21 protein-coding genes are annotated in these 22,122 nt (G+C 60.6%); 9 read left to right on the forward strand and 12 right to left on the reverse strand.

What is annotated here, in order from left to right; translation table 11 throughout:
- Position 1: 1 nt before the first annotated feature.
- A complete protein-coding gene (gene phnX / locus I6G83_RS16780) occupies positions 2–811 on the forward strand; it encodes a phosphonoacetaldehyde hydrolase (RefSeq protein WP_054307206.1) in 810 nt (269 codons plus the stop codon).
- Between the two features lie 59 nt (positions 812–870).
- Here phnX and I6G83_RS16785 read toward each other — a convergent pair whose 3' ends face one another.
- From I6G83_RS16785 to hxpB, 5 genes are all read right to left on the reverse strand, one after another.
- Positions 871–2,262, reverse strand: a complete 1,392-nt coding sequence (locus I6G83_RS16785) for an L-cystine transporter (RefSeq protein ID WP_054307205.1) — start codon at positions 2,260–2,262, stop codon at positions 871–873.
- A 180-nt stretch (positions 2,263–2,442) separates the two neighbouring features.
- Positions 2,443–2,991 (reverse strand): metal-dependent hydrolase, encoded by a 549-nt coding sequence (locus I6G83_RS16790; protein WP_054307204.1) that lies wholly within the window; start codon positions 2,989–2,991, stop codon positions 2,443–2,445.
- A 194-nt stretch (positions 2,992–3,185) separates the two neighbouring features.
- Positions 3,186–3,947: a 2-dehydro-3-deoxy-D-gluconate 5-dehydrogenase KduD gene (gene kduD / locus I6G83_RS16795; RefSeq protein WP_054307220.1), complete on the reverse strand. Its 762-nt coding sequence runs from the start codon at positions 3,945–3,947 to the stop codon at positions 3,186–3,188.
- Between the two features lie 80 nt (positions 3,948–4,027).
- Positions 4,028–4,864, reverse strand: coding sequence for a 5-dehydro-4-deoxy-D-glucuronate isomerase (gene kduI, locus I6G83_RS16800; RefSeq protein ID WP_015672081.1), 837 nt, complete (start codon positions 4,862–4,864; stop codon positions 4,028–4,030).
- A 250-nt stretch (positions 4,865–5,114) separates the two neighbouring features.
- Positions 5,115–5,780, reverse strand: a complete 666-nt coding sequence (gene hxpB / locus I6G83_RS16805) for a hexitol phosphatase HxpB (protein ID WP_054307203.1) — start codon at positions 5,778–5,780, stop codon at positions 5,115–5,117.
- Positions 5,781–5,962: 182 nt separating this feature from the next.
- Here hxpB and I6G83_RS16810 point away from each other — a divergent pair, with 182 nt between their 5' ends.
- On the forward strand, positions 5,963–6,523 hold the full coding sequence (locus tag I6G83_RS16810) for a YniB family protein (protein WP_015672083.1): 561 nt from the start codon (positions 5,963–5,965) through the stop codon (positions 6,521–6,523).
- 49 nt (positions 6,524–6,572) lie between these two features.
- Here the strand turns inward: I6G83_RS16810 and I6G83_RS16815 are convergent, their stop codons facing one another.
- A complete protein-coding gene (locus I6G83_RS16815) occupies positions 6,573–7,442 on the reverse strand; it encodes a fructosamine kinase family protein (protein WP_054307202.1) in 870 nt (289 codons plus the stop codon).
- A 239-nt stretch (positions 7,443–7,681) separates the two neighbouring features.
- On the opposite strand from I6G83_RS16815, the gene pdxR reads away from it, so the two are divergent.
- On the forward strand, positions 7,682–9,172 hold the full coding sequence (pdxR, locus tag I6G83_RS16820) for a MocR-like pyridoxine biosynthesis transcription factor PdxR (protein ID WP_054307201.1): 1,491 nt from the start codon (positions 7,682–7,684) through the stop codon (positions 9,170–9,172).
- Here the strand turns inward: pdxR and I6G83_RS16825 are convergent.
- The 6 genes from I6G83_RS16825 to ghoS all read right to left on the reverse strand — a co-directional run bounded on the left by I6G83_RS16825 (position 9,169) and on the right by ghoS (position 14,141).
- On the reverse strand, positions 9,169–10,059 hold the full coding sequence (locus tag I6G83_RS16825) for a DMT family transporter (RefSeq protein ID WP_054307200.1): 891 nt from the start codon (positions 10,057–10,059) through the stop codon (positions 9,169–9,171). The genes pdxR and I6G83_RS16825 overlap by 4 nt on opposite strands.
- Positions 10,060–10,163: 104 nt before the next feature.
- A complete protein-coding gene (locus tag I6G83_RS16830; RefSeq protein ID WP_054307199.1) occupies positions 10,164–11,030 on the reverse strand; it encodes a metal ABC transporter permease in 867 nt (288 codons plus the stop codon).
- On the reverse strand, positions 11,030–11,896 hold the full coding sequence (yfeC, locus tag I6G83_RS16835) for an iron/manganese ABC transporter permease subunit YfeC (RefSeq protein WP_015672086.1): 867 nt from the start codon (positions 11,894–11,896) through the stop codon (positions 11,030–11,032). Before yfeC ends, I6G83_RS16830 begins: the two co-directional genes overlap by 1 nt.
- Positions 11,896–12,795 (reverse strand): manganese/iron ABC transporter ATP-binding protein, encoded by a 900-nt coding sequence (locus I6G83_RS16840; RefSeq protein ID WP_054307198.1) that lies wholly within the window; start codon positions 12,793–12,795, stop codon positions 11,896–11,898. Before I6G83_RS16840 ends, yfeC begins: the two co-directional genes overlap by 1 nt.
- Entirely contained in the window at positions 12,792–13,730 is a 939-nt protein-coding gene (locus I6G83_RS16845; RefSeq protein WP_054307197.1) for a metal ABC transporter substrate-binding protein, read from the reverse strand. Before I6G83_RS16845 ends, I6G83_RS16840 begins: the two co-directional genes overlap by 4 nt.
- 111 nt (positions 13,731–13,841) lie before the next feature.
- Positions 13,842–14,141: a type V toxin-antitoxin system endoribonuclease antitoxin GhoS gene (gene ghoS, locus I6G83_RS16850; protein ID WP_054307196.1), complete on the reverse strand. Its 300-nt coding sequence runs from the start codon at positions 14,139–14,141 to the stop codon at positions 13,842–13,844.
- Positions 14,142–14,250: 109 nt separating this feature from the next.
- Between ghoS and I6G83_RS16855 the strand changes: the two genes are divergently transcribed.
- From I6G83_RS16855 to I6G83_RS16880, 6 genes are all read left to right on the forward strand, one after another.
- On the forward strand, positions 14,251–14,919 hold the full coding sequence (locus I6G83_RS16855; protein ID WP_054307195.1) for a transglycosylase SLT domain-containing protein: 669 nt from the start codon (positions 14,251–14,253) through the stop codon (positions 14,917–14,919).
- A gap of 309 nt (positions 14,920–15,228) precedes the next feature.
- On the forward strand, positions 15,229–15,954 hold the full coding sequence (locus I6G83_RS16860; RefSeq protein WP_015672092.1) for a gluconate 2-dehydrogenase subunit 3 family protein: 726 nt from the start codon (positions 15,229–15,231) through the stop codon (positions 15,952–15,954).
- 2 nt (positions 15,955–15,956) lie between these two features.
- The gene (locus I6G83_RS16865) at positions 15,957–17,741 is read left to right on the forward strand and encodes a GMC family oxidoreductase (protein ID WP_054307194.1); all 1,785 of its coding nucleotides are present in this window, start codon (positions 15,957–15,959) and stop codon (positions 17,739–17,741) included.
- Between the two features lie 12 nt (positions 17,742–17,753).
- The gene (locus I6G83_RS16870; protein ID WP_041412076.1) at positions 17,754–19,091 is read left to right on the forward strand and encodes a c-type cytochrome; all 1,338 of its coding nucleotides are present in this window, start codon (positions 17,754–17,756) and stop codon (positions 19,089–19,091) included.
- A gap of 451 nt (positions 19,092–19,542) precedes the next feature.
- Complete coding sequence (locus I6G83_RS16875; RefSeq protein ID WP_054307193.1) at positions 19,543–20,826, forward strand: SLC5/6 family protein; 1,284 nt, start codon at positions 19,543–19,545, stop codon at positions 20,824–20,826.
- Positions 20,827–20,975: 149 nt separating this feature from the next.
- The gene (locus tag I6G83_RS16880) at positions 20,976–22,109 is read left to right on the forward strand and encodes an ABC transporter substrate-binding protein (RefSeq protein ID WP_054307192.1); all 1,134 of its coding nucleotides are present in this window, start codon (positions 20,976–20,978) and stop codon (positions 22,107–22,109) included.
- Positions 22,110–22,122: the final 13 nt, after the last annotated feature.

The following is a 22,122-nucleotide window of genomic DNA, read 5'->3' on the forward strand; positions in this document are numbered from 1 at the left end:
CATGCCACAGATTAACGCCGTTATTCTCGACTGGGCCGGCACCACGGTGGATTTTGGCTCCTTTGCGCCGACGCAGATTTTCGTCGAGGCCTTCCAGCAGACCTTTGGCATCGCCATCAGTCTGGAGGAGGCGCGTATTCCGATGGGGCTGGGCAAATGGCAGCATATCGAGGCGCTGGGTAAACTGCCGGCGGTCGAGGCGCGCTGGCGGGCAACGCTGGGGCGCGCCATGAGCCCGCAGGATATTGATGCGCTGTACGCGGCGTTTATGCCGCTGCAGATTGCCAAGGTGGTGGATTTCGCCGAGCCGATTGCCGGCGTGCCGGAGGCGATTGCCGAACTGCGACGGCAGGGGATCAAGATCGGTTCCTGCTCCGGCTACCCGCGCGCGGTGATGGAGGTGCTGGCGCCGGCCGCCGCCGCACGCGGCTACGCGCCGGATTATTGGGTGGCGACGGACGAGCTGGCGGCCGGCGGCCGTCCGGGGCCGTGGATGGCACTGCAGAATGTGATTGCGCTGGGGATTGACGCCGTGGCTCATTGCGTAAAGGTGGATGATGCCGTACCGGGCATTGCCGAAGGGCTGAACGCCGGCATGTGGAGCGTGGGGCTGGCGCTGTCGGGCAATGAGTTCGGCGCCCAGTGGCAGGAGTACCAGCGGATGGATGACGCCGAGGTAGCGCGCCGGCGGACGCGGGCGACGGAGAAGCTCTATGCCGCCGGCGCGCATTACGTGATTGATACGCTGGCGGAGCTGCCCGGAGTGGTAGCGGCGATTAACCGACGGCTGGCGGCGGGGGAGCGGCCGTAGCGCGGCGGGCATAAAAAAACCGGCGTCTTGGCGCCGGTTTTTTGTGGTGACGAAGGGGGTTACTGGTGAGCCAGCTCCACGTCGTCTTCGCTGTCCATCACGGACTTGTCGGTTTGCTTCATCAGCTGGCTGGTGACGGTGCCGGCGGTCATGGAGCCGCTGACGTTCAGCGCGGTGCGCCCCATATCGATCAGCGGTTCGACGGAGATCAGCAGGGCAACCAGCGTGACCGGCAGGCCGAGGGCCGGCAGCACGATCAGCGCGGCGAAGGTGGCGCCGCCGCCCACGCCGGCAACGCCTGCGGAACTGACGGTGACAATCCCCACCAGCGTGGCAATCCACACCGGATCCAGCGGGTTGATGCCGACGGTTGGCGCAACCATCACCGCCAGCATCGCCGGATACAGGCCGGCACAGCCGTTCTGGCCAATGGTGGCGCCGAACGATGCCGAGAAGCTGGCGATTGACTCCGGCACGCCCAGACGACGGGTCTGCGCTTCCACATTCAGCGGAATGCTGGCGGCGCTGGAGCGGCTGGTAAAGGCGAAGGTGATAACCGGCCACACTTTGCGGAAGAATTTCACCGGATTAACGCCGGTAAAGCTCAGCAGCAGGGCGTGTACCCCGAACATAATCGCCAGGCCGAGGTAAGAGGCGACAACAAAGCTGCCCAGCTTGATGATCTCATGAATGTTGGAGCCGGCGACCACTTTGGTCATCAGCGCCATCACGCCGTATGGCGTCAGCTTCATCACCAGACGCACCAGCTTCATCACCCAGGACTGCAGGGTGTCGATGGCGGTCAGCACGCGCTGGCCTTTCGCCTCATCGTCCTTCAGCAGCTGCAGCGCGGCCACGCCGAGGAAGGCGGCGAAAATCACCACGCTGATGATCGAGGTCGGGCTGGCGCCGGTCAGATCGGCAAACGGGTTTTTCGGTACGAACGACAGCACCAGCTGCGGCACCGTCAGGTCGGCGACTTTACCGACATAGTTGCTCTGAATCGCCGCCAGACGCGCGCTTTCCTGCGTGCCCTGCACCAGGCCTTCCGCACTCAGGCCGAACAGGTTGGTGACCAGCACCCCCACCAGCGCGGCGATCAGCGTGGTGAACAGCAGCGTGCCGATGGACAGGAAGCTGATCTTGCCGAGCGATGAGGCGTTATGCAGTTTGGCGACCGCGCTCAGAATAGAGACGAACACCAATGGCATGACGATCATTTGCAGCAGCTGCACATAGCCGTTGCCGACGATATTGAACCAGCTGATGGATTCTTTCAGCAGTGGGTTTTCCGCACCGTAGATCAGCTGCAGCGCCAGGCCAAACACTACGCCGAGCACCAGACCTACCAGTACTTTTTTCGCCAGGCTCCATTGCTTATGGCGGGTTTGCGCCAACAGCAAAAGGAGGGCGACAAAAACCACCACGTTAATGACGAGCGGTAAATTCATCCCCGTGTCTCCAAATCTTTTCTTATATAAAAATGGCTACGCACCAGTGTGTAGCGATGTAAATATCGTAACAGTTTGCCGGGGCGCCCACTTATACCCAAATGGAATGTCATATAACTTTTGTTTTGTTTTTGTCGGTAATCTGAACGATCGGGTGATAAAACGTGCGGTTTTTTGTGATCACCATCTGATATTTTTCAGCTGCTCAAAATATGACTGCACCGGGATGGTGCAGCCGCCCGGCCAGTAGATGGCGAAGGCGACCAGCGCGAGGCACAGTACGCGCTCCAGCTGATTGCCCTGTTGGGAATTGAGCAGCGGCAGACGGAAGCGCCAGCGGCAGGGCCAGAGCAGCGGCACGCCGGACGGGGTGAGCATATCGGCCAGCAGATGGCTGAAATAGCCGATAATCATGGCGTGCAGCGCATCGGCGGGGATGGGCCAGCTGCGCGGCACGTCCAGCTGGAACAGCATCATGCCGCCGGCAATGGCCAGCAGGCTGTGGGTAAAGCCGCGGTGGCCGAAGGCGCGGGCGATCGGTTTGGCGATCCAGCTCAGGCGCTGGCCGAGCACCGACTTGGGGTGATCGATATCGGGCAGCAGCGACGTCAGCAGGGCGGCGGGGATGATATGCCACCAGTCGCCGCCGGCGAGAACCGGCGTCACTTCCGCCTTCTTGGCGAAGATCGCGCAAGCGACAGAAAAAATAAGGTGTCCTTCCGCGGTCATGCTGGTTGCTATTCCGACTGGTAAACTGGTAATTTATCCAGTATATGGGGATTTCCCCAGTAATGGAATAGGTGACGCTGTAACTAATTGTGTGTTTTACTCTGCTTTACAAAGGGTTGAGTTATTTTTTTTTGCACATTCCGCCGGCACGGCCCGCCATGTCGCCCCCGGTAGCGCGGCCGGGGGCGGATTGCTCAGCGCGCCAGCCAACCGCCGTCGACCGCCAGCGTGTAGCCGTTAACATAGTCGGAGGCCGCCGAGGCCAAAAAGACCACCGGCCCCATCATGTCCTGCGGCATGCCCCAGCGGCCGGCGGGAATACGTTCCAGTATCTCCAGATTACGCGCCTCGTCGGCCCGCAGCTGCTGCGTATTGTTGGTCGCCATATAGCCGGGCGCCAGCGCGTTGACGTTAATGCCGTGTTTGGCCCACTCGTTGGCCAGCAGGCGGGTCAGGCCCATTACCGCGCTTTTGGAGGCGGTGTAAGACGGCACGCGGATGCCGCCCTGGTACGACAGCATGGAGGCAATGTTGATAATCTTGCCGCCGCCGCCCTGCAGCATAAACTGCCTGGCCACCGCCTGTGACAGAAAGAACAGCGTCTTGGCGTTGATATTCATCACGTCGTCCCAGTCCTGCTCGCTGAAATCGATCGCGTCTTGCCGGCGGATAATGCCGGCGTTGTTCACCAGAATATCAATATGGCCGAACTCGGCGACGGCGCTGTCAATCAGCGCCGGGATGGCTTCGGTACGCCCGAGATCGGCATGCAGTTTGAGAAAGCGTCGCCCCAGCGCGCTGACCTGTGCGCCGGTGTGTGCGGGATCGCTGCGGTTGACGCCGACAATATCGCAGCCGGCCTGCGCCAGCCCGATAGCCATACCTTGTCCAAGCCCGGTGTCGCAGCCGGTCACCATGGCGACTTTGCCGGTTAAATCAAAAGGGTTGATGGTCATAGACATATTCTCGCACCGTGCGGGCCGGCCGCACGGACAGGGTTGCTGCTTGACGGCCGGCGCGCAGCCGGCGACGAGGGTCAGCGCAGTTCGCTGACGGCCAGGTGATCCATATCGCCGAACACCTGATTTTCGCCCACCATGCCCCAGATAAAGGTGTAGCGACTGGTGCCGACGCCGGCGTGGATCGACCAGCTGGGTGAAATGACCGCCTGCTCGTTGTGCACCAGCAGGTGGCGGGTCTCCTGCGGCTGCCCCATCATATGGAACACCGCGCTCTCTTCCGCCATATCGAAGTAGAAATAGACCTCCATACGCCGTTCATGGGTGTGGCACGGCATGGTGTTCCACAGGCTGCCGGCGGCCAGTTTGGTCAGCCCCATCGTCAGCTGGCAGGTCGGCAACACGTCGGGCACGATAAATTTGTTGATGGTGCGCCGGTTGCTGGTGGCGTCGTCGCCGAGGGTTTGCGGTGCGGCCTCGGCCAGGGTGATTTTCTTATTGGGGTAGCGGGTATGCGCCGGCGCGCTGTTGTAATAGAACTTGGCCGGCCGCTCGGCGTCGACGCTGCTGAAGGTCAGCTGTCTGGCGCCCTGGCCGATATACAGCGCTTCTTCCGTACCGATCTCGTAGCGCTGCCCGTCGGCCTCGATCAGCCCGGCGCCGCCGATATTGATAATGCCCATCTCCCGCCGCTCGAGAAAGTAACCGACGCCCAGCTGTTTGCCGACCTCATCGCCGATGGTGACGCTGCGCAGGCGCGGCTGGATGCCGCCGATGATAATGCGGTCAATATGGCTGTAGGTCATGGTGTACCGGTCGTCCTCGAAAATCTTCTCTATCAGAAATTCGCGGCGTAACCCGGCGGTGTCGAGCTGCTTGGCATGATCGCTGTGAATGCTTTGACGGACGTCCATCTCAGGGCCTCGCTGTGATGAGAGGGAAGAAAACGCCGGACGGCTGACGTGCCGCGTGGCAGTGACAGCAAAGCCGCCGCCCGGCGTTTTCTGTGGTGTTGACAGCATAGAGCGCACGGCATATGAATTCAATAAAAATGAAATCGCGTTTTATTTATTTTTTGACGTGCGTCGACGTTTTTGAAACCAGACGCCCCGCCTGCCGCGTCAGCGCGACGTGCAGGGGCGGGGCGGAGAAGGCGGGAGAGGCTCAGGCAAGGTGGGACGGCGTCAGCTGCTCCAGCGACGTCAGCTGATGGTCAGCCAGCGCCCAGCGCGGGTCCTGACGATACTCGGCGGCCGGCACCACGATGGAGCGCATGCGAGCCGCCTTTGTGGCGATCATGCCGTTGAACGAGTCTTCCAGCGTGATGCAGCGCAGCGGGTTGCTGCCCAGCCGTTCGGCGGCAATCAGGTACACTTCCGGGTGAGGTTTGCTGTACGGCAGATATTCTGCGGAGACCAACTGGTCAAAATAGTGTTCCAGGCCGAACATGTTCAGCACCTGCTGCTGCATATGCAGCGGCGAGGCGGACGCCAGGCCGATATGCAGATCGAGGCTGCGGCACAGTTCCAGCGCCTGCCGCACGCCGGGCAGCAGCGGGCGACGTTCCTGCACCAGCTCAATGGCGCGTTCGATAATGCGCGCGGAAACCTGCTCCCGCGACGCGCCCTGCCACGGCATGGCCTGATACCACATCTCCACCACCAGATCGATGCGCAGCCCCAGGGTATCCGGCAGTTTGTCACGGTCGGAAAGATCCAGACCGAGCGAACCGAAAATATCCAGCTCGGCCTGCAACCATAAAGGTTCTGAATCAATCAGCAAGCCGTCCATATCAAAAATTGCGCTTTCAATGCGTTGTGAATAAGCCATGGGTGCGTTAACTCCTGCCGCAGCGGTGGATGGAATCTCTGCGTTACTCTACCATTGCCTGCGCCGCGACCAAAATAGCCCGGCCGGGTGAGGCGCCGACGTAAAGAAAACGGTGGGCTTGGCCGGGCAACTACGGGTAAACTCGCGGTTTATTACCGCTGCGTCGTTAACAAGGGGAACACATGACGTATCAACAGGCAGGGCGTATTGGCATTATTAAACAAATTCTGGGGTGGGTGCTGTTTATTCTGGCGCTGCTGTCGACGCTGATTTCATTGCTGAATTTTGTTTACCAATACAGTGAAAAAACCAAAGGCATCAACGCGGTGGTGATCGACTTCGTACATGTCATCGTCGATATGGTGCGCTTTAATACGCCATTCCTGAACCTGTTCTGGTATAACTCGCCGGTGCCGGGGCTGGATAAGAGCCTGTTCAGCGGCGGCAACCTGATGTTTATTATTATCTATCTGCTGATTTTCGTCGGCCTGGCGCTGCGCGCTTCCGGCGCGCGGATGACGCGGCAGGTGAAGTTTATCCGCGAACGTCTGGAAGACCAGCTGATTCTGGAACAGGCGAAGGGGACGGAAGGCCTGACGCGCGAACAGCTGGAGTCGCGTATTTCACTGCCGCATCACAGCATTTTCCTGCAGTATTTCCCGCTGTATGTGCTGCCGGTGACGATTGCGGTGGTGGCCTACTTCGTGATTAGCCTGCTGGGCAAGCTGGCCGCGGGCGCCTAGCGGGCGAGACGGAGACGGCGTGACGGGGCCTTAACGGCCCCGTTTTGCTTTAGGCGCGCTGCGGATGCTGCAGGGCGTCGATGGCCTGCTGCGCCGCCACCAGATGCTGCCCGCCGAACAGGTTGCTGCGGTTGAGCAGATAATAGAGCTGGTACAGCGGCTGGCGCTCGATAAAGTTTGTCGGCAGCGGCCAGACGCTTTGATAGCCGTCGTAGATCTGCGGCGGCAGCTCCGGATAGAGCGGCAGCATTGCCAGATCGCACTCCCGGTCGCCCCAGTAACAGGCGGGGTCGAACAGTAGCGGCCCGTCGCGGGTCATGGCGCAGTTGCCCGGCCAGAGATCGCCGTGCAGTAGCGAAGGCTGCGGCTGGTGGTGCTGCAGACGCAGGTAGACAATATCCACCAGCTCATCGATATCGCCGAAGGACATGCCTTTCTCCGCCGCCAGCTGCAGCTGCCAGCCGATGCGCTGTTCGGCGAAGAATTCCGCCCAGCGGCGCTGCCAGGCATTGGGCTGCGGCGTGGTGGCCAGATGGTTGTCAAAGTCGAGGCCGAACTGCGGCTGTTCGCTCCAGCGGTGCAGATGCGCCAGCTGCTGTCCCAGGCAGTAGGCGCCGTGCGCATCCAGCGGTTTGAGTTCCAGATGCTCCAACAGTAAAAAACTGTAGTCGCGATCGCTGCCCACGCCGTACACCTCCGGCACGCGCACCGTTTTGCTGCGGGCCAACAATGCCAGCTGATCGGCTTCTGCGGTAAAAACAGGCAGTAACTCCCGGGCGTCGTTTTTCACGAACACCGCGTTGTCACCGTAACTCACGCGCCATGCCGGGTGGATTTCGCCACCGGGCAGTTCAGTCCTTTCGCGGATTTCTGCGCTGCCAAGATGTTCACTTAACAGACGGCTAACGGCTTGCCACATGGTATTCCCCCCTCTGTGTTGCCTGCTGTTTGAATAGCTTAGCGTCTTTAACGGCGTGAAAACTCGATGTGGCGCACAGCCGGCATTAATCATTTGCCGGTTTTTTTACCGCCCGCCATCGCTCAAAGTATATACGCTATTGATTAATTTAAGTACAGCCCGGCGGCCGCGGGCGATTTTCCGCGCCGGACGCGGCGGCTGGGCTATACTGACGCGATGTTTTTTCTGCGGTTATCGTCATGCCACGCAAAGCCAAACTGATTGAAATTCCTGCCATTGCCCCCCTTGATCGCCAGGCCGGCTCGCTGAGCCGTCAGTTGTCGCAGGCGCTGAGGGAGGCGGTGCGGCAGGGGAAGCTGCAGGCGGGCGATGCCCTGCCTTCTACGCGCGCGCTGGCGGCGGCGCTGTACCTGTCGCGCGGCACGGTGTCCGTCGCCTATGATCAACTGATTGCCGAGGGCGTGCTGACGGCGCAGCCGGGGTCGGGAACGCGCGTGGCGGCGATTGCCGCGGGTACGCCGCCATCGCCATCGCCGTCCGGCGGCCCACACGGCGAGCCGACGCTGTCGGAGCGGGCGCAGGCGTTTGCCCGCTTTGCCGGCGGCCTGAAGCCGCTGCTGCCGGCGCCGTTCACCGTGTCGCTGCCCGTCGGTGATACGGCGCCGGGGGATATCTGGCGTCGTCTTGGCAACCGGGTGCGCGCACGCGGGCCGGGCGCGCCGGATGGCTACGGCGATCCGCAGGGGGCGCTGCCGCTGCGTCGCGCAATCTGTGAGTATGTGCGTCAGTCGCGCTCGGTGATCTGCACGCCGGAACAGATTGTGGTGACCTGCGGCACGCAGCAGGGGCTGTATCTGGCGGCGCAGATTTTACTGGACGCCGGCGATCGCGCCTGGGTGGAAGATCCGGCCTATCCCGGCGTGACGGCGCTGTTCACGACGGCGCTGCGCGACCGGCAGATGGTGCGGGTGCCGGTCGGCGACGAGGGCATTGACGTCGATGCCGGGCGGATGATGGCGCCTGACGCCCGCGCGGCGTTTGTTACGCCTTCGCACCAGTATCCGCTGGGGATGCCGATGAGCATGGCGCAGCGTACGGCGCTGCTGGGTTGGGCGCAGGCACATAACGCCTGGATCGTCGAGGACGACTACGACAGCGAGATGCGTTACGACGGTCATCCTTTTCCCGCACTGCAGGGGCAGGATCCGGCGCGCGTGATTTATCTGGGCACCTTCAGCAAGGTACTGTTTCCCTCATTGCGGCTGGGCTATGCCATCGTGCCGCCGGCGCTGGTGGGCGCATTCTGCGGCGCGCGCATCCTGATGGATCGCCATCCGCCGAATGCCGATCAGTATGTGTTGGCGCAGTTTATGGCGGAAGGGCACCTGGCGCGCCATCTGCGGCGGATGCGCAGTCTGTATGCGGAAAAGCGGCGGGTGGTGATCGACGCCGTCAGCCGGCATATCGCCGCCGGGCTGGCGGAGCTGCAGCCCTGCGACCAGGGCATGCATATGGTGCTGTGGCTGCGGCGCGGACTGGACGACCGGCATATCGAACGGCTGGCGCAGGAGGCCGGGGTCTCGGTGCGGGCGCTGTCGCCGATGTATGCCGCCGGCCACGGGCGCTCCGGGCTGATCCTCGGTCTGGGCGGCTACGGCGACCGCCAGGTGGAGCAGGCGGTTATCACACTCAATCAGCTGCTACAGACGGCACAAAATCTGCGGCGCTAGCGGGCGAAGCGTTTGGCGCCGACGACGCACAGCAGCACCCCGGCCATTACGGCGAGCATGGCCGGCTGCACCTGCTCATGCAGCAGCAGCGCCGCCAGCAGCAGGCCGAAAAAGGGCTGCAGCAGCTGCAGCTGACCGACGGCGGCGATGCCGCCCTGCGCCAGCCCGCGATACCAGAAAATAAAGCCGATCCACATGCTGAACAAAGAGACATAGGCCAGCGCCAGCCAGGCGTCTGCGCCAACCTCCGGCCATCCGGCCGGGGCGTAAAATAGCGTCAGCGGTACGGTAACCGGCAGGGCGAGCGCCAGCGCCCATGAAATGGTTTGCCAGCCGCCGAGACGGCGCGACAGCACCGCGCCTTCGGCATAGCCCAATCCGCACAGTATGACCGCCCCCAGCATCATCAAATCGCCGAACCCGGAACCGGCCTCGCTGTGGGTCAGGGCAAACGCCGCCACCAGCACGGCGCCGGCAACGGAGAAGGCCCAAAACTTCACGCTGGGCCGCTCTCTGCCACGCCAGACGGCAAAACAGGCGGTCATCAGCGGCAGCAGGCCGATATACACCAGCGAGTGCGCCGAAGTCATATGCTGCAGCGCCAGGGCGGTGAGCAGGGGAAAACCGGCGACCACGCCGACGGCGACCCATAGCAGCGGTATCAGGTCGGCGCGGGCGGGGCGCGGCTGCCGGGTCAGCAGCAGGGCGCACAGCGCCAGACAGCCGGCAATACCGGCGCGGATGGCGGTGAGAAACAGCGGTTCAAAGGCCGAAACCGCCAGCCGGGTGGCCGGCAGCGAGCCGCTGAAAATCAGCATGCCGATAAAGCCGTTAATCCAGCCGGCAGGCGACGCGGCGGCAGCAAGTGAGCGGGTAGGTGTGTTCATGCGATGGTGCTCCATACGATGGGCGAAAACCGTAATTGGCACCATTTTGCGGCGTAACCGGCCTAAAGAAAGAGCCGGTTATCACCATTTTTATTGGTCCATTATCAGCGGCGCGCGGCGGTTTCCAACGTTGCGGAGGCGTGACGGCGTAACGTGCGCCAGCGGCTGTACAGCAGCGCCAGCACGAACAGCACCGCCTGCACCAGGACGATGCAGGGGCCGGTGGCGCCGTCTATCTGGAAACTGATCAGCGTACCAAGCACACAGGAGAAGACCGACGCCACGATGGCGACCAGCAGCATGCGATCAAAACTACGGCACAGCAGGAAAGCGATAATGCCCGGCGCGATCAGCATGGCGATCACCAGTATCACCCCCACCGCCTGCAGCGCGGCGACGATGGTCAGCGCCAGCAGGCACAGCAGGCCGTAGTGCAGCAGTTTGACCGGCAGGCCGACGGCGCGCGCGTGGCTGGGGTCAAAGCAGTACAGCATAAAGTCTTTGCGCTTGAGCAACACCACCGCCAGCGTAATGCCGGCAATCCACAGCGTTTGCCGCAGCTCGCCGTCGGTAATGCCGAGCATATTGCCGAACAGGATATGGCTGAGGTGCTGGTCGGTATCCACCCGAGAAAACAGCACCAGGCCGAAGGCGAACATGCCGGAAAAGACGATGCCCATCACGGTGTCTTCTTTGACCCGGCTGTGCTCTTTCAGGTAGCCGGTAGCCAGCGCGCAGAAAATCCCGGACAGAAAGGCGCCGATGGCCAGCGGAATACCGGTGACGAACGCCACCACGATGCCGGGCAGCACCGCGTGTGAGATGGCGTCGCCCATCAGCGACCAGCCTTTGAGCACCAGATAGCAGGAGAGCACCGCGCAGACGACGCCGGTGACGATGGCGGCAATAATCGCCCGCTGCATAAACGGGTAGGCGAACGGCTCACTCAGCCATTGATACAGCAGCTCCATCACTCTTCCTCCTGCGGGCCGGCGTGGTGTGCGGCCCGGCGTCGGGACGCCAGCAGGCCATGTTTGGGCGCCAGGACGAACGCCAGCAGAAACACCAGGGTTTGCAGCGTAACGATCACGCCGCCGGTGGCGCCGTCAAGGAAGAAGCTCAGGTAGGCGCCGGCGGCGCTGGTCAGCGCGCCGATGCACAGGGCGATGACGATCAGCCGGCTGAAGCGGTCGGTCAGCAGATAGGCGGTAGCGCCGGGGGTGATCACCATGGCGATCACCAGTATCGCCCCGACGGTTTGCAGCGCCGCGACGGTACAGGCGCTGAGCAGGGTGAAAAACAGAATTTTCAGCCGCAGCGGCGACAGACCGATGGAGACGGCGTGGCTTTCGTCGAAAAACACCGCCAGCAGATCTTTCCACAACAGGCAGAGGATCAGCAGCGAAACGCCGATGATAATTTCCACCTGCAGCACGTCTTCATCGGCGATGCCGAGAATATTGCCGAAGATAATCGACTGGACGTTGACCGAGGTCGGGTTCAGGGAGACGATCAGCAGGCCGGCGGCGAAAAAGGTGGAGAAGATAAAGCCGATAATCGCGTCTTCGCGCAGGCGGGTGATATGGCGCACCAGCGTCATCGCCAGCGCCGCCAGCATGCCGGTGAAGAAGGCGCCGGCGGCGTAGGGCAGCCCCAGCGCGTAGGCGCCGGCCACGCCGGGCACCACCGAGTGCGACAGCGCGTCGCCCATCAGCGACCAGCCCTTCAGCATCAGGTAGGCGGACAGGAAGGCGCAGGCCGCGCCGACGATGGCGCTGACCCAGATGGCCTTCACCATATAGTTGTAGTTAAAGGGCTGCAGCAGGATTTCCACCATCAGGACCGTTGCTCCTTTTTCCCTTGCGGCTGGCTTTTGGCCGGCGGATCGCTTTTGCTGTGGCCGTAGAACACCGCCGGACGCTCGTCATCGGTCAGCACCGTCAGGGTGCGCGGGTCGTTGTCATCGTGCAGGTCGGTGCCGGAGAGATTGATATGGCGCAGTACGCCGCCAAAGGCCTGCTCCAGATTGCTCTGGGTGAAGGTGGTGGCCGTCGGCCCGGCGGCCAGCACGGTGCGGTTGATCAGGATCACCCGGTCGCAGAACTCGGGCACGCTGCCGAGGTTATGGGTGGACACCAGGATCAGATGCCCTTCATCGCGCAGCGCCCGCAGCAGGTCGATAATGGCGTTCTCGGTTTTCACATCGACGCCGGTAAAGGGTTCGTCCAGCAGCAGCACCGTGCCCTGCTGCGCCAGCGCGCGCGCCAGGAACACCCGCTTTTTCTGGCCGCCGGACAGCTCGCCGATCTGCCGGTGGCGCAGGGCGGTCAGCCCCACGCGCTCCAGCGCGGCGGCGACTCGCTCGCGATCCTCACGCGTGGGGATACGCAGGAAGTTCATTTTGCCGTAGCGCCCCATCATCACCACGTCCTCCACCAGCACCGGGAAGTTCCAGTCCACGTCTTCGGTTTGCGGCACGTAGGCGACCAGGTTTTTCTTCAGCGCGGCGGCGATCGGTTTATCGTTCAGCGCCACCTGGCCGCGGGTGGGGCGCACCAGCCCCATAATGGTTTTAAACAGCGTCGACTTGCCGCTGCCGTTGACGCCGACCAGCGCGCAGATGGCGCCGCCGTCGAGGGTAAAGCTGGCGTCGAAAATGGCGGTGTGGCCGTTGTTATAGGTCACGGTGACATCGTCGACGCGCAGCGCCGGCCGGATAAAGGTCTCGGCACTCATTGTTTAAATCCTTTGGCGATGGTCTGCACGGTGACATTCAGCAGATCGATGTAGGTCGGCACCGGCCCGCCGGCGGCGGAGAGCGAATCGACATACAGCACGCCGCCGTACTGCGCGCCGGTTTCTTTGGCGACCTGTTTGGCCGGCTTATCGGAAATGGTGCTTTCGCTGAACACGACCGGGATATGGTGGCTGCGCACCGCGTCAATCACCCGGCGCACCTGTTGCGGCGTGCCCTGTTCATCGGCGTTGATCGGCCACAGATAGATCTCTTTCAACTGATAATCCTTTGCCAGATAGCTGAAGGCGCCTTCGCTGGTGACCAGCCAGCGCTGCGCGGCGGGAATACGCGCCAGGCGTTCACGCAGCGGCGCGTCGAGCGCGGCGATCTTCGCGCTGTAGGCCTTGGCGTTGCGGTTGTAGACCTGCTCATTGGCCGGATCGTGTTTGACCAGCGCCTGGCGGATATTTTCGATATAGACCAGCGCGTTGGTGGGCGACATCCAGGCGTGCGGGTTAGGGTTGCCGTTGTATGGCCCTTCGCGGATCGGCAGCGGGGTAATGCCTTCGGTGACGACGGCGGCGGGCACCTGTTTGATATTTTCAAAGAAGCGCTGGAACCAGCGTTCCAGATTCATGCCGTTCCACAGGATCAAATCGGCGTGCTGCGCCTTGACGATATCGCGCGGGGTGGGCTGGTAATCGTGGATTTCCGCGCCGGGTTTGGTGATGGATTCCACTACCGCGGCGTCACCTGCCACATTTTGCGCAATGTCCTGAATAATGGTGAAGGTGGTCACCACGTGCAGCTTCTTTTCCGCCGAGGCGGCGGGGCTGAGCAGGGTGCCGGCGCACAGCAGGGCGCACAGGGTAAGCGGACGGGCGGCGCGGACTAACCGGCGCAACGGTGGTAACACGTGGTGTTTCAGCGGCATGGTGACTCCCTAGAGGTTAAATGAAAATGATTATCAATATCAACTGAGCGCAGGTCAAGCGTCACATGTCGCTGGTGGCGAATTATTTTCATCGGATTAACGGCGGCGGTTTTATGTATCCTCATGTAACTGTCTGACATATTCATCCCAGGCGATCAGCGTGACCTGCGGCGTTTTTCCTAACGCAACCTGTCCCATTCCCTGCGCCAGCTTTTCGACATCCTGTTGATTTAGCGCAGTAATAATCGCATAGCTATTGCTGCCCAGCTCGTGAGAAACCCCGTTTTCATCTACCACGGTGGTGGTGAAACCCTCGCGGGTCAGCTGGCCGGTGAGCTTCGCCAAATCGGTTAATCCGGCCTCCTGATAGTGAAAAGTCACCACAAAACACGTGGTTGCCGATTGACTCATAAATCACCTCTTGGTATATGGATAGCTTGAGAATAGACCAAAAAAGTGATGCAGGCGTCCTTAACCGTTGTCTATGCGACGCAACTCATTGAAAGGAGTGAAGGATTCCGTGAGAACCAAGATTGGTTGCCTGATGGCAATTACGCTTTTAGCGGGCTGTGCGAAAGACCCGCAGACCACCAGCAGCACAACGGGCGCTGGCGGCACCCCTTCCGGGGGCTGGCTGCAGCCGCCGTCGCCGCAGCAGACAGCGAGCAACCACACCGGTACGCCGGTGGCGTACAGCGACTATATTCGCCAGGCCGCCAGCAATTACGGCGTGGATGAAAACCTGATTAAGGCCATTATTCAGGTGGAATCCGGTTTTAATCCTCTGGCGGTGAGCAAGTCGAACGCGGTAGGGCTGATGCAGCTCAAGGCGTCGACCGCCGGGCGTGACGCCTACCGGATGAAAGGGCGACGCGGGCAGCCAAGTTCGCGGGAGCTGAAAGATCCGGCGGTGAATATCGATCTGGGCGCGGCCTATATCAATATCCTCCAGGCGCAGCTGGCCGGGATCAACGATCCGAAAACGCGGCAATACGCCACCATCGTCTCTTACGCCAACGGTGCGGGCGCTATGCTGCGTACGTTTTCCTCGGATCGGCGCGTGGCGGTCAACCGCATTAATCAGCTGACCCCGGACGAGTTTTACCAGCATATTCAAAAGAAACATCCGGCGCCGCAGGCACCGCGTTACCTGTGGAAAGTGACCACCGCCTATCAGGCGATGGAATAGTCTGTGATAAATGTTACAAACCGGTTGCAAATTGACCGGTTTTTCTCCCTTTAGTAGCTAAAAAAAGCGACCAAGCTCCCATTTCTAATCATTCCTGCCGAGAATTATGAAAAAACCGCACGAAAAGTTCATGCGGGTCGGCAAGGCAATTCTTTGCGTCCATTCAATAAGTTACCGGTAACATTTTTGCTAAAGTTTACTTTTTGGCCTTCAATAAATAGACAAAAAGGTTACAAAATATTTTTAAAACCCGCATCAACCGCACGGTTGAGGTTAAATAGTTGTGATTATATTTGGATGGAATGTGATATGTCGGACAATAAAACTAACAATTCTCGGCGCGATTTCTTACTGAAATCGGTGACCTTGATTCCTGCAGCGGTGATCGGTGGCAGCAGCGTTGGCGCGCTGACGGCTCCCGCACCGGCCGTTGCCGCTGATGACGCACCAAAAAACCATGACTACCAACCGACCTTCTTCACGCCTGAAGAGTGGGCCTTTATCAACGCCGCGGTGGCGCGTTTGATTCCGGCCGACGATCGCGGCCCGGGGGCGCTGGAAGCCGGCGTGCCGGAGTTTATCGATCGTCAGATGAATACGCCGTACGCTACCGGCTCCATCTGGTATATGCAGGGGCCATTCAACCCTGATGTGCCGAAAGAGATGGGCTACCAGCTGCCGCTGGTGCCGAAGCAGATTTATAACCTGGGCATCGCCGAGGCGGACGCCTACAGTAAAAAACAGCACGGTAAAGTGTTTGCCGAGCTGACGGATGCGCAGAAAGATGCGCTGCTGCAGGATATGGAGGCCGGTAAAGCGGCGTTCGAGCAGCTGCCGTCCAAACTGTTTTTCTCCTACCTGCTGCAAAACACCCGTGAAGGTTTCTTCAGCGATCCGATCCATGGCGGCAACAAAGACATGGTCGGCTGGAAGCTGATTAATTTTCCGGGCGCTCGCGCCGACTTTATGGACTGGGTTGAGCGAGGGGAACGTTATCCCTTCCCGCCGGTATCAATTCGTGGGGAAAGGGGATAACAATGGCAACGCTAATGAAGAAAAAGGACGTGGTAATCGTCGGGTTCGGCTGGGTCGGCGCCATTATGGCGAAAGAGCTGACCGAAGCCGGGTTGAATGTGGTGGCGCTGGAGCGCGGCCCGATGCGCGATACCTATCCGGACGGCTCTTACCCGCAGGTGATCGACGAGCTGACCTACAATATTCGCCGTAAGCTGTTCCAGGATCTGTCGAAAAGCACGGTCACCATCCGTCACAACAGCAGCCAGACCGCGGTGCCGTACCGTCAGCTGGCGGCGTTCCTGCCGGGCACCGGCGTCGGCGGCGCCGGCCTGCACTGGTCGGGCGTCCATTTCCGCGTCGATCCGATCGAACTGCGGATGCGCAGCCACTATGAAGAGCGCTATGGCAAGAACTTTATTCCGAAGGATATGACCATCCAGGACTTCGGCGTGACCTACGACGAACTGGAACCGTACTTCGATAAGGCGGAGAAGGTGTTCGGCACCTCCGGCACTGCCTGGTCGATCAAGGGCAAAGTGGTCGGCGAAGGCAAGGGCGGCAACCGCTTTGCGCCGGATCGCTCCGAGGATTTCCCGCTGCCGGCGCAGAAAAACACCTATTCCGCGCAGCTGTTTGAAAAGGCCGCGCGTGAGGTGGGCTATCACCCGTATAACCTGCCGTCCGCCAACACCTCGGATTCCTACACCAACCCGTACGGCGCGCAGATGGGTCCGTGCAACTTCTGCGGTTTCTGCAGCGGCTACGCCTGCTATATGTATTCTAAAGCTTCGCCGAACGTGAACATTCTGCCGGCGCTGCGGATGGAAAAACGCTTTGAGCTGCGTACCAACGCCAACGTGCTGAAAGTGAACCTGACCGACGATAAATCCCGCGCCACCGGCGTAACCTATGTCGACGCGCAGGGTCGTGAGGTGGAACAGCCGGCCGATCTGGTGATCCTCGGCGCCTTCCAGTTCCACAACGTGCACCTGATGCTGTTGTCCGGCATCGGCAAACCGTACGATCCGGTGACCGGCGAAGGCGTGGTCGGGCGTAACTTCGCCTACCAGAACATGACCACCATCAAGGCGTTCTTCGACAAGAATGTGCACACCAACCCGTTTATCGGCGCCGGCGGCAACGGCGTCGGGGTGGATGACTTCAACGCCGATAACTTCGACCATGCGAAAGAGGGCTTTGTCGGCGGTTCGCCGTTCTGGGTCAACCAGGCGGGCACCAAACCGATCTCCGGCGTACCAACGCCGGCGGGCACGCCAAACTGGGGCAGCGAGTGGAAAGCGGCGGTGGCGGATGCCTACACCCACCACGTGTCGATGGACGCCCACGGCGCGCACCAGTCTTATCGCAACAACTATCTGGACCTGGATCCGAACTACAAAAACGTGTTCGGCCAGCCGCTGCTGCGTATGACCTTCGACTGGCAGGAAAACGACATCAAGATGGCGCAGTTCATGTTCAATAAGATGGAACCGATTGCCAAGGCGATGAACCCGAAACATATCATCGGCAGCCCGAAAAATGCCGACAGCCACTTCGATACCACCAGTTACCAGACTACCCATATGAACGGCGGCGCGGTGATGGGGGAAGATCCGAAGACCAGCGCGGTGAACCGTTACCTGCAGAGCTGGGACGTACACAATGTGTTCTCTATCGGCGCGTCGGCCTTCCCGCAGGGGCTGGGCTACAACCCGACCGGCACCGTTGCGGCGCTGGCGTACTGGTCTGCGCGCGCGATCCGCGAGCAGTATCTGAAGAACCCGGGCCCACTGGTGCAGGCATAAGGACGGCTGATGATGAAAGCAATAATTCCCGCACTGGTCGCCAGTGCTCTGAGTTTCTCTGCGTTCGCGCAGGACGCCACGGTCAGCAGCGAGCTGATCAAACGGGGTGAGTATCTGGCGCGCGCCGGCGACTGCGTGGCCTGCCACACCAACGGCAAAAGCGGCAAAGAGTTTGCCGGCGGTCTGGCGATGGAGACGCCGATCGGCACCATTTACTCCACCAACATTACGCCGGACAAGAAAACCGGCATCGGTGATTACAGCTTCGAAGACTTCGACAACGCGGTACGCAAGGGCGTCGCCAAAAATGGCAGCACGCTGTACCCGGCGATGCCGTTCCCGTCGTTTGCGGTGATCAAAGAAGACGATATGCGCGCCATGTACGCCTACTTTATGCACGGCGTCCAGCCGGTGGAAGAGGCCAACAAGGACTCCGATATTCCGTGGCCGCTGTCAATGCGCTGGCCGCTGAGCATCTGGCGCGGCATGTTTGCGCCGGCGCCGGCCGATTTTGTGGCGGATGCGCAAGCCGATCCGGTGACGGAGCGCGGTCGTTATCTGGTTGAAGGGCTGGGCCACTGTGGCGCCTGCCACACGCCGCGCAGCATCACCATGCAGGAAAAGGCGCTGAACGAGAAAGAGGGCGACGACTACCTGTCCGGCAGCAATGCGCCGATTGACGGCTGGGTCGCCTCCAGCCTGCGCGGTGAGAACCGCGACGGCCTGGGCAGCTGGAGCGAAGCCGAGCTGACCGAGTTCCTGAAAACCGGCCGTAACGACAAGGCGATCGTATTTGGCGGCATGAGCGACGTGGTAGAGCACAGCCTGCAGTATCTGAGCGACGAAGACCTGACCGCCATCGCCCGCTACCTGAAAACGCTGCCGCCGAAGGGCGGTAAGCAGCAGGCGGCGCCGGTGGAAGACAGCGTCGCCAAAGATCTGTGGCGCGGCGACGACAGCAAGCCGGGAGCGGCGCTGTACGTGGATAACTGCGCGGCCTGCCACCGCACCGACGGCGTGGGCTATAAACGTGCCTTCCCGGCGCTGAAGGGCAACCCGGTCGTGCAGACCGAGGACGCCACCTCGCTGATCCATATCGTGCTGACCGGCAACACCACGCCGGCGGTGAAGGGGGCGGTGTCCAACATCACCATGCCGCCGTTCGGCTGGCGTCTCAACGACCAGCAGGTGGCGGACGTGGTGAACTTTATCCGCACCAGTTGGGGCAACAAGGCCGACGCTGTCAGCGCGGCGGACGTTGCCGCGGTGCGTAAGGACCGCTCAATGATCCGCGACGAGAAAGAGATGGGCAGCGCCGCGGTGCCGGACCATCCGGACGCGCATAAATAACGACGATTGCTTATCGATAAACGTACAGGCCCCGCAAGGGGCCTTTTTTATATAGCCGCCCGGCAGATTTGACCTTCTCTTAATGCCCGCATGGGCGTTAACGATTAAGCCGCGACGCTTTCTTCTGCGCGTTCTAAGGGTTTACCATCGGCGTAAAAATCAGCACATTAACCCTCGTCACCCTTCGCTGATACTTTCCCTGTTTTTTACGCTGACCGTGCATGATTATGCTGAACCCGTACGGGAACTATGGATTAATCGTTCACGAAGCACGCAGTTAACCGCATAAACATAGACCCATCCTGCATTTTTAATTATCCTTTGCCGTCCTTCCAACAGGCAATCAGATGGTTTTATTTATTAACCTATTGAATTATAAAATAAAATATCGCGGAGAGGGAAGTTCCGTTGAGCGCAATCGTTGTCGTTACAGATTAAGGTAAGCTGTCTCATGAGTACTATTTCTCCGGATACCGGCGCGCTGGCGACCCCGCCATCGTCGCGCTGGAACAAAACGGACACCGTATGGATGTTCGGGTTATATGCTACGGCGGTGGGCGCCGGCACGCTGTTTCTGCCGATTAACGCCGGCCTGAACGGCCCGCTGGTTTTGCTGCTGATGGCGCTGTTCGCCTTTCCGCTGACCTATCTGCCGCACCGCGCCCTGAGCCGGTTTGTGCTGTCCGGCTCCAGCCGTGACGGCAATATCCATGATGTGGTGGTGGAGCACTTTGGCGTGCTGGCCGGCAAAATTATCATGGTGCTTTATCTGCTGGCGTTTTTCCCGATTGTGCTGGTGTACAGCATTTCGATCACCAATGCGCTGGACAGCTTCCTGATCCACCAGTTCCACGTCACGCCGCCGCCGCGCCTGTGGCTGAGCCTGGCGGTGGTGGCGGTGCTGAATCTGGTGCTGCTGCGCGGCAAAGACGGCATTGTCGCCGCGATGGGCATGCTGGTCTTCCCGCTGCTGGTGTTCCTGATGGGCATCTCGTTGTATCTGGTCCCGAGCTGGAATACCGCGCATTTCACCCAGGGGCTGATGAGCACGCAGTTTGACAGCCCGTCGCTGTGGCATTCGCTGTGGCTGGCGGTGCCGGTGATGGTGTTCTCCTTCAGCCATGCGCCGATCATCTCTTCCTTCGCCTCGACGCAGAAGAGCCTGTACGGCGACAGGGCGGAGCGCCGCTGCGCGCGGATTATGCGCTACAGCTACATGCTGATCTGCGTCACCGTGCTGTTCTTCGTCTTCAGCTGCGTGCTGAGCCTGTCTTACCAGGATATGGAGCAGGCCAAAGCGCAGAACATTACCGTGCTGACCACGCTGGCGAACAAGTTCTCCAACCCGCTGATCGCCTATCTGGGACCGATCATGGCGATGCTGGCGATGGCGAAATCCTACCTCGGCACCTCGCTGGGAGTTACCGAAGGGGCGACCAGCCTGATTGACGGCGTCACCCGGGCGCTGGGTAAGCCGCTGAGCTCACGCACTACGCACCGTGTCTCTGCGCTGGTGCTGTTCCTGCTCACCTGGGCGGCGACGGTATGGAACCCGAGCGCGCTGCATATCATCGAGACCATCAGCGGCCCGCTGATCGCGGTGATCCTGTTTATCCTGCCGATGTACGCGGTGCGGGCCGTGCCGTCGATGCATAAGTACCGCGCCCTGAGCAATGTTTTTGTTCTGGTGATGGGGCTGATTGCCCTGTCGGCGTTGATTTACGGACTGATGTAACACCGCCGGCGCATCGTCAGGATGCGCCGCTTTCCGCTGCCGGTTAACACCTGTTTGCAATTAAGGCGCTGAAAAGCACCGTTGGATTTTGATAATAAAAGTAATTCTCATTATGCTTTCCTGGTTGATATTTTACTAAGGAGCAGCGTGTGTCCCGTCGAATTATCCCGCTGGTGTTAGCCTGCGCCAGCGTTTTCTCCGCCCAGGCCCTGGCGACCCAATATCCGTTAACCTTAACCGACACTTCCGGCCAGCGCGTAACGCTGAAGCAGGAGCCTAAGCGCGTCGTGGTGCAGGACGGCCGTGATATTCTGACGCTGGCGCTGCTGGACCGCGCCGATCCGTTCAGCCGCCTGGTGGCCTGGAATAACCTGCTGAAAAAGAGCGACGGAGCAACCTGGGACATCCTGAAAAGCAAATGGCCGGCGGCCAATAACATCCTCGATATGGGCTTTAGCGACCATGGCGAGGTGAACCTGGAAAGCGTGATCGCCAAACAGCCGGATCTGATGATCGCCCAGCTGCGCTCCAAGCCGTCGCTGGAACAGACCGGCGTGCTCAAACAGCTGAAAGCGCTGGGGGTGCCGGTACTGTTTATCGACACCATGCTCAAACCGGTGGAGAACACGCCGAAAAGCGTGACCTTGCTGGGAGAGGCGCTGGATCGCGAACCAGAAGCCAAGCAGTACACCGATTATTATCAGCAGCACTATCAGAATATCGTGGCGAAAACCCAGGCGATTGAACCCAAGCCGCTGGTGTTTATTGAAGCGAAAGCCGGGCTGAACGGTCTGGAGTCCTGCTGCTTTACCCATGCGCACGTCGGCTGGGGCGGGCTGGTGGAGGCGGTCGGCGCCCGTAATATCGGCTCTGAGCTGCTGCCCGGCGCTACCGGCGACGTTTCGCTGGAGAAAGTTATCAGCATGAAGCCGCAGGTGTATATTGTGTCCGGTTCGCAGTGGGCGAGTAAAACCAACGCCGCGGTGCCGTTTGGTTACGGTGTCACGCAAAAGCAGGTGGACGACGCCTTTACGCGGATGAAGCAGCGCCCGGGCTTTGCTCAGATTGACGCGGTGAAACAGGGGCGCTTCTACGGTATCTACCATAACTTCTACAACCATCCGTACAATATCGTCGGGCTGGAGTATCTGGCGAAATTTATCTACCCGGCGCAGTTTAAAACGCTGGATCCGGCGCAGACCTACAGCGAAATCCTGAAGAACTTTACCGAAGTGCCCGAAGGCAAAGGCATCCTCGGCGCACAGGCGCCGGGCGGCAAGTAACATGGTAGCCACC

The sequence above is a fragment of the Serratia rubidaea genome (genome assembly GCF_016026735.1).
Lineage (GTDB): Bacteria > Pseudomonadota > Gammaproteobacteria > Enterobacterales > Enterobacteriaceae > Serratia_B > Serratia_B rubidaea.

Bases quoted from the DNA above. Each gene is read 5' to 3' on its own strand.
- ghoS (WP_054307196.1), bottom strand. From the start codon at position 14,141: ATGAGTCAATCGGCAACCACGTGTTTTGTGGTGACTTTTCACTATCAG.
- I6G83_RS16870 (WP_041412076.1), top strand. From the start codon at position 17,754: ATGAAAGCAATAATTCCCGCACTGGTCGCCAGTGCTCTGAGTTTCTCT.
- I6G83_RS16790 (WP_054307204.1), bottom strand. From the start codon at position 2,991: ATGACCGCGGAAGGACACCTTATTTTTTCTGTCGCTTGCGCGATCTTC.
- I6G83_RS16810 (WP_015672083.1), top strand. From the start codon at position 5,963: ATGACGTATCAACAGGCAGGGCGTATTGGCATTATTAAACAAATTCTG.
- kduD (WP_054307220.1), bottom strand. From the start codon at position 3,947: ATGACCATCAACCCTTTTGATTTAACCGGCAAAGTCGCCATGGTGACC.
- kduI (WP_015672081.1), bottom strand. From the start codon at position 4,864: ATGGACGTCCGTCAAAGCATTCACAGCGATCATGCCAAGCAGCTCGAC.
- I6G83_RS16875 (WP_054307193.1), top strand. From the start codon at position 19,543: ATGAGTACTATTTCTCCGGATACCGGCGCGCTGGCGACCCCGCCATCG.
- I6G83_RS16830 (WP_054307199.1), bottom strand. From the start codon at position 11,030: ATGGAGCTGCTGTATCAATGGCTGAGTGAGCCGTTCGCCTACCCGTTT.
- I6G83_RS16865 (WP_054307194.1), top strand. From the start codon at position 15,957: ATGGCAACGCTAATGAAGAAAAAGGACGTGGTAATCGTCGGGTTCGGC.
- I6G83_RS16815 (WP_054307202.1), bottom strand. From the start codon at position 7,442: ATGTGGCAAGCCGTTAGCCGTCTGTTAAGTGAACATCTTGGCAGCGCA.
- I6G83_RS16845 (WP_054307197.1), bottom strand. From the start codon at position 13,730: ATGCCGCTGAAACACCACGTGTTACCACCGTTGCGCCGGTTAGTCCGC.
- yfeC (WP_015672086.1), bottom strand. From the start codon at position 11,896: ATGGTGGAAATCCTGCTGCAGCCCTTTAACTACAACTATATGGTGAAG.
- pdxR (WP_054307201.1), top strand. From the start codon at position 7,682: ATGCCACGCAAAGCCAAACTGATTGAAATTCCTGCCATTGCCCCCCTT.
- hxpB (WP_054307203.1), bottom strand. From the start codon at position 5,780: ATGGCTTATTCACAACGCATTGAAAGCGCAATTTTTGATATGGACGGC.
- I6G83_RS16825 (WP_054307200.1), bottom strand. From the start codon at position 10,059: ATGAACACACCTACCCGCTCACTTGCTGCCGCCGCGTCGCCTGCCGGC.
- phnX (WP_054307206.1), top strand. From the start codon at position 2: ATGCCACAGATTAACGCCGTTATTCTCGACTGGGCCGGCACCACGGTG.
- I6G83_RS16840 (WP_054307198.1), bottom strand. From the start codon at position 12,795: ATGAGTGCCGAGACCTTTATCCGGCCGGCGCTGCGCGTCGACGATGTC.
- I6G83_RS16860 (WP_015672092.1), top strand. From the start codon at position 15,229: ATGTCGGACAATAAAACTAACAATTCTCGGCGCGATTTCTTACTGAAA.
- I6G83_RS16785 (WP_054307205.1), bottom strand. From the start codon at position 2,262: ATGAATTTACCGCTCGTCATTAACGTGGTGGTTTTTGTCGCCCTCCTT.